Annotated in this window: 7 protein-coding genes; 2 read left to right on the top strand and 5 right to left on the bottom strand. The window is 72.2% G+C overall.

Annotated features, from left to right (window positions below; translation table 11 throughout):
* Positions 1–84: 84 nt before the first annotated feature.
* The 5 genes from AB0D48_RS22620 to AB0D48_RS22600 all read right to left on the bottom strand — a co-directional run bounded on the left by AB0D48_RS22620 (position 85) and on the right by AB0D48_RS22600 (position 5,304).
* Entirely contained in the window at positions 85–195 is a 111-nt protein-coding gene (locus AB0D48_RS22620) for a class III lanthipeptide (RefSeq protein WP_362399691.1), read from the bottom strand.
* A 313-nt stretch (positions 196–508) separates the two neighbouring features.
* Entirely contained in the window at positions 509–1,723 is a 1,215-nt protein-coding gene (locus tag AB0D48_RS22615) for a DUF2254 family protein (protein WP_362399688.1), read from the bottom strand.
* 4 nt (positions 1,724–1,727) lie between these two features.
* Positions 1,728–2,999: a hypothetical protein gene (locus tag AB0D48_RS22610; RefSeq protein WP_362399685.1), complete on the bottom strand. Its 1,272-nt coding sequence runs from the start codon at positions 2,997–2,999 to the stop codon at positions 1,728–1,730.
* A 299-nt stretch (positions 3,000–3,298) separates the two neighbouring features.
* On the bottom strand, positions 3,299–4,591 hold the full coding sequence (locus AB0D48_RS22605) for a pyroglutamyl peptidase (protein ID WP_362399682.1): 1,293 nt from the start codon (positions 4,589–4,591) through the stop codon (positions 3,299–3,301).
* A gap of 122 nt (positions 4,592–4,713) precedes the next feature.
* Complete coding sequence (locus AB0D48_RS22600; RefSeq protein WP_362399679.1) at positions 4,714–5,304, bottom strand: isochorismatase family protein; 591 nt, start codon at positions 5,302–5,304, stop codon at positions 4,714–4,716.
* Between the two features lie 134 nt (positions 5,305–5,438).
* Between AB0D48_RS22600 and AB0D48_RS22595 the strand changes: the two genes are divergently transcribed.
* Both AB0D48_RS22595 and recQ read left to right on the top strand, forming a co-directional pair.
* Complete coding sequence (locus tag AB0D48_RS22595; RefSeq protein WP_362399676.1) at positions 5,439–6,428, top strand: GlxA family transcriptional regulator; 990 nt, start codon at positions 5,439–5,441, stop codon at positions 6,426–6,428.
* 391 nt (positions 6,429–6,819) lie between these two features.
* Positions 6,820–8,898 (top strand): DNA helicase RecQ, encoded by a 2,079-nt coding sequence (gene recQ, locus AB0D48_RS22590; protein ID WP_362399673.1) that lies wholly within the window; start codon positions 6,820–6,822, stop codon positions 8,896–8,898.
* The last annotated feature ends 95 nt before the right edge of the window (positions 8,899–8,993 follow it).

The following is an 8,993-nucleotide window of genomic DNA, read 5'->3' as shown; positions in this document are numbered from 1 at the left end:
GGGGGGCCGCCGCCGGCAGCGGCTGGTGAGAATGGCGGATCCGTGCGGGGACGCAGCGCGTCCTCGCACGGATCGCCGTCAGGGTCACACCGGCTTGCTGTCACAGCAGGTGCTGCTGCTGCTCGTGATGCTGAGGACGGCAGTGCCGTTGGTGGTCGCCACGGGCTGCAGGTTCTGGAGCTTGAGTACGCTCATCGGGGTCACCTCCTCGGAGGTCGAGTGGATTCGGGGTCCGTACCGGCCGGCCGACCGGCATGCCCGAGTCAACGCCATGCACCTGACACGCACATGGGAGTTCCGCCCCCATAATTTCCGCGCGCGGCCCCCAGACGAGGGCCGGCCCGGGCAGGGGCGAATGGTGGTGGTCCCACCCGGCGCGCATCCGGCGCTGTACGGAAATGCCGGACGTTCCCCTCTCCCGCATTCATCTCGTGGCGGGGCAGCCGGCCGGCCGCCACCGATCTCGACGATCAGCACGACCTTCGGCCTGGCGGACACAGCGCTGGACTCATCCGGAAGGCGGCGGCTCCTCGTTCATCTCCTGCCACAACACGGAGAAGCTGCCGTCCAGACCTTCCTCCACCCAGCTCAGCCGCCGGGCCAGCAGCGCGTGGCCACCGGGGCGACCCCGGGCCTGCAACCGGACCAGAAGCGTCCGGATACGGATCAGCACCATCGGGGAGCGCATGGCGGCCGCGACGACGTCGTCCAGGCCGGTGCGGAGGAAGTCCTCCCAGCCGGGGAGCGGGACCACGACACGTACCGTCCCCTCGCCGTCGGTGATGCTCCGCGGGCCGGCCTGCGCCCCGGCCGCCGACCGGCTGAGCAGGTCCTCGATGCCGTCGAGGGCCTGCACCGCGGTGGCGGGGTCGTTCACCGCGGGGGAGAGCGCCCTCAGGGCGATGTCGGCGAGCAGCCGGAAGGCGAGCATCGGGTCCTGGTCGAAGGTCCGCTCGCCTCCGGCCACGATTCCGTCGAGTACGGCGGAGGCGGCGAGCTCCCCCTCGTGCACATCGGCGAGGGCGGCTCCGTGCTGCAGGGTGGCACCCGGGATCTCACGCAGCACGATGACCGCGTCCGCGGCCCGCGCGACGCCGAGCAGCATCTTCACGTCCACCTGTTGCAGCACGGCCGGAGGATGCGGCCAGGTGACCGTCGAACGGGGCGGGGACAGCGGAGGCGCCGACGACGGCGCGGGCCCGCCCACCGGGGGGTAGAGGGCGTCGAGGACGACGCGGCCCCGTTCGGTGACCGAGTTGAGGACCGGTGCCAGCTGGATCGCGGCCATGGCCCTCAGGTTCAGCTGCCGCAGCAGGGGCAGCATCGTGAGCAGCAGCAGTACGGCGATGGTCGGCACGGCCGTCGAGACCGCCGTACGGGTGCCGATGGTCAGCGCCGCCGTGAGACAGAAGACGGCCACGGCAAGGGCGAAGGCGAAGGTCCGCCAGACCAGCGGCGCGTCCCGGAACAGGGTCAGGCGCGGAGTGAAGGTGGTCGCCGCCCACTGCACCACCACGAACAGCAGCGAGAAGATGAGGGTGGTCGCGCCCAGCAACCCGAGGCCGATCGCCATCAGCACGTCCACCACCGGCTGGGTCGCCATCATCGGTCCGCGGTCGATGTTGGGCAGCGCGATCCCCAGGCCCACCCCGATCAGCACGGCCAGCAGCTGGGTGAGCCCGGCGCGCAGGCCCCGCCGTCGCGGGGGGATCGAGTGGTCCACTCGGCTACCGCCTCCCGGCAGGTCCGGCAGGTCCGGCAGGTCCGGCAGGTCCGGTCGGTTCGGTCGGTTCACGCGGCCCGCCCGGCTCGCCGGTGCGGCCGCCGGCCGCGAGCAGCGCGAGTACGGCGAGTACGGCGAGCAGGATGAGCACCATCAGCAGGACCGTCAGCACCGTCGGGTGGTTCCACAGTGCGAACACCAGCGCGAGGATCAGCAGCACCCCGACCGTGAGCCACCGCCGGTAGGTGTTCACCCACGCGCCGACCCTTCCGGTGCGCACCCCGTGGACGCTGCCCCAGCGTGCGGCGGTGTCGGCCGTACGCTCGGCCCTGCCGCGCAGGGCTCGCGGCATGCGCCCGGCACCGGACAGGTAGGCGCCGAGCGCCACGACGACGCCGAGCACGAGCGCGGTGCGGATGCTGACGCGCAGGAAGCGGACCAGCGTGTCGAAGATCGCCGCCGCCGCGGCCGGCGACTGGACCTGTGCGGGCAGGTGGTCGAGGTAGTAGCGGCGGGCGACCACCAGGCCGATGGCGAGGATCAGGCAGGCTGCCGCCGCCCCCAGGGCGGTGGTCACCAGGGCCCGGCGCCGGCGGCGGGCGAGGAGCACCCCGATCGCCCCGAGGACGACGGTGAGGATGGGCAGCCAGTTGCCGGCGATGTCTAGCAGCCGCACCCCGTCCCTGATCTTCTCCAGCTTGTCGGACTGGAAGAGCACCATCTGCTTGTCGACGTCGGGGATCTTCTCAGCCGGGGAGAGGCCCGCGTCCACGAGCTCCTCCTTGACCCGTTCCACGGCGGCACCGACATCGAGGGTGACGGTGCCCCCGCTGACCCCGATCGCGCCGCGGCCCTTCCCGGTGAGTGCGTGCACCACCGCGGTGTGGGCGACCCGGTTGGCCCCGGTCCAGAGGGTCTCGAACTTGTCGCTCTCGACGAAGCGGGTCGCGACCTTGGTGACGGCCTGGTCGACGGCCGAGTCCAGTTGCGGCCCCAGCTTCTTGACCGCGTCGCTGGCGCGGGGCGGCAGCCCCCGGGACTCCAGCCATGCCGCCACGTCCGCCGCGACCTGCGGGCCGTCGACCCGGACGTCGACGGCCGTGGTGATGCGGTGGACGGCGGCGGCTTCGACGGCCGGGTCCGATGCGAGAGGGGAGACCGTCGACACGTAGCGGTCGGTGTCCAGGACGATGTCGTGAACCCAGACGGTGAGCAGCGAAACCGCCACGAGGACACACGTGAGCGTGATCAGCACGGCCGAGACGGTGCTCTTCACGATCCGGCCGGTCCTCGAACTCCCACGGGTGGGCGCCGGTCCGGGGGCTGTGGCGTCGGAGGGTCCGGGCTGGTCGGGCGGTGTAGTCACGGACACTCCCGGGGACGGCTGCGGTGGATCAGGCACTCGCCGTCCATTGGATACGCACCGCGGCGGCGTCCGCACCTCGGGCTGCGCCCACCGGCCGAGCCGTGCTCACCCCCTTCGGGGGATCACGGGCGTCGCCGCACCGTCGTCGTGAACGCGACCGCCGCCTCCCGCACCGCGCCGGACGCCACCCGGTCGGACGCCTCCCGGTCTCAGGGCCGCACGGCGACCCGTTCGAGGACCGCACGGACCTCCGCGGCGATGGCGCTCTCGTTGCGCTCGAACTCGGGGCCGGTCAGCAGCTGCGGATCCGTCGGCAGTCCGGTGAGTACGGGGGTGTGCAGATGGCCGCCGGACAGCCGCGGGGCGAGTTCGCCGCGTAGCCGGTTGGAGCGGTAGGCCACCTCGTTGGACAGGTAGCCGCCTCCGCCGCCCTCCACGGCGCGCGACCCGGGCGTCGGGCCGTCCTCCCGGTCGACGGGCTCCGTCCCGCCGGCCGGTATCTCGGTGACGGCGGTGTTCAGCAGCACCGGGTACGGCGTCCGGACGGCGTCCGTCACCGCGTCCGTGGGGAGCGTGGTGCGGATGAACTCCGGTCCCGCGCCCAGGCCGGGCGCGGTCACCGGGTGGGTACGGGTGCCCCCCGAGAGGGCGCCGGTGTTGTCGGGATAGGGATCCGCCGACCGGGACCGGCCCGCCCACGCCTCCAGGGTGAAGATGCCGGGGTAGCCCTGGCTGACGGTGGTGATGAGGTCCGCCGATCCGGGAGCGCCGGCCGTCAGTCGGGGGGTGAACGCCCGTTCCACGATGCCGGCGTCGAAGTCGGCGTACCGCACGGGGAGGACGACCGCGCGTATCTCTGCCGCGCTGCCGTCGGCGAGGGTCACGCGCCTGCCGTTGAGCCGGAGGGCGGCCGAGCCGGAAGGGTTGCCGCGGCGGATCTCGGTGTCGAGCCCGAAGGGGTCGAAGCCGCTGATGAAGACGCGCCGTACACCGGGCGGGCTGGTGAAGGCGTTGTCCGTGAGGCCGCGGGAGGCGTCCTCGAAACGGGCGCGCAGCGTGGGCCGGTCGACCGCGAAGCCCGGTTCCCAGCGGGCGAGCGCGGCGGTCATGGCCAGCCGCGCCCAGTACAGCGGCCGGTCGTCGCCGCTCGCGAGATCGCCGCCGGGCCGCAGGCCCTGGGCCCGTCGTACGGAGGCCTGCCACAGCGCCTCGCCCCACCCGTCGAGCAGCCGGGCGGCCTCGGCCGGCCGCCGGGCGCTGCACAGCGCGGCGGGAAAACGCTGTACGAAGCTCGCCAGCCCGCCCCGCTCGACGAGCGCCGAGGTCCGGGGATCGGCGAGCCGTGCCTGCTCGGGATCGAGCGCGGCGGCGGTGGCGGCGGACGTGGGCGCGGGCGTGGAACAGGAGGAACCGTCAGCCGCCTGCGCGGGGGCGGCGATTGCCGTCGGAAGGAAGGTGGCGAGGAGGACCGCGGCCGTCGCGGCACGACGTAAGAGCATCATGCGATGTGACATTACATAGCGCGCGACCCGCCCCACCAGGCGCCTTTTCGCCCATCACGGCGCCCTCTTCCTTCGCGTCGGCGCCGGGGTCGGCACCGGCACCGGCACCGGCGTGACGGGCCTCAGCCCACGGACGAGCCGGACGGCACGACGACCCCGTACAGATCGGCGATCGTCGCGAGCGCACCGTGGTGGATCTGTTCGGCGGACAGGTCGGCGACCGCCGTCTGCAGAGGCCGGGTCGCGCAGGCGTCGGCGACCACCGTGGGCCGGTTGCCCCGCAGGAACGCGCCTTCCACCGTGAACGTCACGCACATGTTGGTCATGAACCCGACGACGATGACGTTCTCGTTGCCGGCGGCGTCGACGTGCTCGCCCAGATCGGTGTCGACGAACGCGTTGGGAACCGCCTTGACGACGACGGGCTCGCCCTCGACGGGGGCCACACGGGGGTGGATCCGGCCGATCTCGCTCCGGATGTCGTACGGGGTACCCGCGCCGCCGTCGTTCACGACATGGATGACCTTCGCGCCGGCCTCCCGGGCCCGGGCCAGCAACGCGGCGGCGGAGTCGAGGGCTGGCTGCCATCCCGTCAACTCCATCACGCCACGGGTGTAGGTGTTCTGGTAGTCGACCAGGATCAGCGTCGCATCGGCCAGCGAGGCCGGAGTCTGATCGAAGCCGTTGAGCTCACGCAGGGTCGTCGTAGCCATGGAAATACCCTCCACGGGCGTCGTGTCGAAAGGGGTGGGCCATCACGCGGTGGCTGCGTATGGAACGCTACGACCCACCAGATGTGTCGGCAATGTCATCCAACTTGCAGATACGGACATCGCGTGGAGATCACTTGAGTACCGTCAAACGATTCGTCGTCGTCGTCCTCTTCGACGGCGTCGACCTGCTGGACGTCACCGGCCCCCCGGAGGTGTTCGCCCTGCTGCAACGCGAGGTGGACGACACCGCGGGCTACGACGTGGTCCTGGCGGCCGGGACCATGGACCCCGTCACCACCTCCGCCGGGGTGCGCGTCCTCCCCGACGTCACCTTCCAGGAGGTGGCGGGGAGGAGTATCGACACCCTCCTGGTGCCCGGCGCGGTCGAAGTCGACGGCGGGCGCCGCGTACACGCCGTCACCGATCCCACCGTCGTCGACTGGGTGAGGACGCTCGCCGGCACGTCACGGCGCGTCGCGTCCGTCTGTGTGGGGGCGCACATCCTCGCAGCCGCCGGACTGCTGGACGGCAAGCGCGCCACGACCCACTGGTCGACCGCGCGGCAGCTCGCCGCCGAACACCCCTCGATCGAGGTCGACGCCGATCCGATCTTCATCCGGGACCAGGACGTGTGGACCGGCGCGGGAATCAGCGCCTGCCTCGACCTGTCCCTCGCCCTCGTCGCCGACGACTTCGGCGAGGTCGTCGCGCTGCGCGTGGCCCGGCAGCTCGTGATGTACCTGAAACGGCCGAGCGGGCAGAGCCAGTTCAGCGTCCCGCTCGAGCCCGTCTCGACGACGCGGCGCATCGAGGACCTCCGCCACTACGTCACCCGGAACATCGCCGAGCAGCTCACGGTCGCCGATCTCGCGGGGCACGCCCATGTGAGTGAGCGCCAGCTCACCCGGATCTTCAAGACCGAACTCGGTATGACCCCGGCCTCGTACATCGAATCGGCCCGCGTCGAAGTCGCCCGCAATCAACTCGAATCCACGGACGCCACCCTGGAACGCATCGCGTCCGCCTGCGGCTTCAACACGACCGACACCCTCATCCGGGCGTTCCGCCGGAAGCTCGATACGACACCGACGGAATACCGCAACCGATTCCGGTCTCCCGTCTAGCGCTCCCCGTGCGCGGGAGCCACGCCGTCCTCGCTGGGCGGGCACGGTCGGGCGGACAGCGGCACCGGGCGGATCGGCGGGCCCCAGGTGTACGAGGCCGGGTCGAGGCAGCTCTCAGCCGGCGGTCGAGGCGTCCGGTGGACCAGGTCCGGGGGCAGGCCACCTCGCGGGCGTTCTTGATCGCTGCGGCGAGGCGGCGCTGCTGCCGGGCCGTGACGCGGCAGGGTCACGTGCGCCGGGCCGACCGCGGTGATCACGCAGGTGAAGCCGAGGACGCCGGCGCCGTGCGCGGTGACGGCCCGGTCCTCCCTGGTGGCCCGGGCCGGTGAGGTTGTCCACAGGCTCGGATGCGCGGGGCCGGGGTGTCGGCGGGTGCCGTTACGCTTCGTGAATGGCCCTTTCGGACGCTTCCCCCGAGATCTCCGATGCTCTGCAGGTGCTCCACCGCGTTTTCGGTTACGGCTCCTTCCGCGGTGAGCAGCAGCAGATCATCGAGCAGGTCGTCGACGGCGGTGATGCCCTCGTGCTCATGCCGACCGGCGGCGGCAAGTCGCTCTGCTACCAGATCCCGGCGCTCGTCAGAGAGGGCACGGGCGTCGTGATCTCACCCCTGATCGCGCTGATGCAGGACCAGGTGGACGCGCTCACCGCCCTCGGGGTGCGCGCCGGGTTCCTCAACTCGACCCAGGCCCCGCATGAGCGGCAGGCGGTCGAGCAGGCCTTCCTCGCCGACGAGCTGGACCTGCTCTACCTGGCTCCCGAGCGGCTGCGCACCGAGAGCACGCAGCGGCTGCTCGACCGGTGCAAGGTGGCGCTCTTCGCGATCGACGAGGCGCACTGTGTCGCCCAGTGGGGTCACGACTTCCGGCCCGACTACCTCGCACTGTCCATGCTGCACGAGCGCTGGCCGAAGGTGCCGCGGATCGCGCTGACCGCGACGGCCACCGAGGCCACCCACGCCGAGATCGCGGCGCGGCTCGGTCTGGAGGATGCCCGGCACTTCGTCGCCGGCTTCGACCGGCCGAACATCCAGTACCGCATCGTCGCGAAGGACAACCCGCTCAAGCAGCTGCTGGAGCTGCTGCGGACCGAGCACGACGGGGACGCCGGAGTCGTCTACTGCCTCTCGCGATCCTCCGTGGAGAAGACCGCGGCGTTCCTGGTGGAGCACGGCATCGAGGCCGTTCCGTACCACGCCGGAATGGACGCCCGCGCGCGTGCGGCGAACCAGTCGCGCTTCCTGCGCGAGGACGGGGTCGTGGTGGTGGCCACGATCGCCTTCGGCATGGGCATCGACAAGCCGGACGTGCGCTTCGTGGCCCACCTCGACCTGCCGAAGTCGGTCGAGGGCTATTACCAGGAGACCGGCCGGGCCGGCCGCGACGGCGAGCCGGCCACGGCCTGGCTGGCGTACGGCCTGCAGGACGTGGTCCAGCAGCGCAAGCTCATCGACGGCTCCGAGGGCGACGAGGCGCACCGCCGGTCCCTGGCCATGCACCTGGACGCCATGCTCGCGCTGTGCGAGACGGTCAACTGCCGCCGGGTGCGGTTGCTGGAGTACTTCGGGCAGTCGGGCGAGCCCTGCGGCAACTGCGACACCTGTCTGACACCGGCGGAGTCCTGGGACGGCACGGTCGCGGCGCAGAAGCTGCTGTCGACGGTGTGGCGGCTGGCGAAGGAGCGGCGCCAGAAGTTCGGCGCCGGCCAGATCATCGACATCCTGCAGGGCAAGAAGACGGCCAAGGTCATCCAGTTCGACCACGACGGGCTCTCGGTGTTCGGCATCGGGTCGGACCTGAGCACCGCGGAGTGGCGGAGCGTCGTCAGGCAGCTGCTGGCGCTGCGGCTGCTGGCAGTGGAGGGCGACTACGGCACGCTCGTGCTGACGGACGACAGCGGCGAGGTGCTGGGAGGGCGCCGCAGCGTCCTGATGCGGAAGGAGAAGGCGACCGTCGGGCCGCAACGGAAGGAGTCCGGGTCGCGCTCCGGGAAGGGAGCCCGCGTACCCGTCGACCTGCCGGCGGCCGCCGTACCGGTCTTCGAGGCCCTCCGTGCCTGGCGGGCCGCGACGGCCCGCGAGCAGGGCGTACCGGCGTACGTCGTCTTCCACGACGCGACGCTGCGGGAGATCGCGACGCGGCTCCCCGCCACCGTCGAGGAGCTGGCCACGATCGGCGGGGTCGGCGAGGCCAAACTCACCAAGTACGGCGAGGGCGTCCTCGACGCCCTGGCGGAGTGCGACACTCCAGGGCCCGCCCCGGCCACAGCCCCACCCGTCGCCTCCGCCGAGGCCCCGGCCCCCACCTCCGCCGAGGCCCCGGCCCCCACCCTCACGGCGGAGTCCGCCCCTCCCTCCTCCGCCGGCCCGGCCGCACCCCCGGTGGCGCGGGCGCGGCCCACGGCATCGCACGACGACGAGCCGCCCTTCGACCTGGACGAGATGGACCCGCCCTGGGACGACTGGCAGTAGCCGGCGCGGCGAGCAGTCCCGCGCCGTGGTCAGCCGGTGGCGGTCCGCCCCTCACCGCCCCGTCGGGCCCGGAGGGCGGTACTCGTCCGTCATGA

The organism is Streptomyces sp. NPDC048269, assembly GCF_040652395.1.
Classification (GTDB): Bacteria; Actinomycetota; Actinomycetes; order Streptomycetales; family Streptomycetaceae; genus Streptomyces.
Note: the sequence above shows the minus strand (reverse complement) of the source record. Positions and strands in the feature narration are given on the sequence as shown.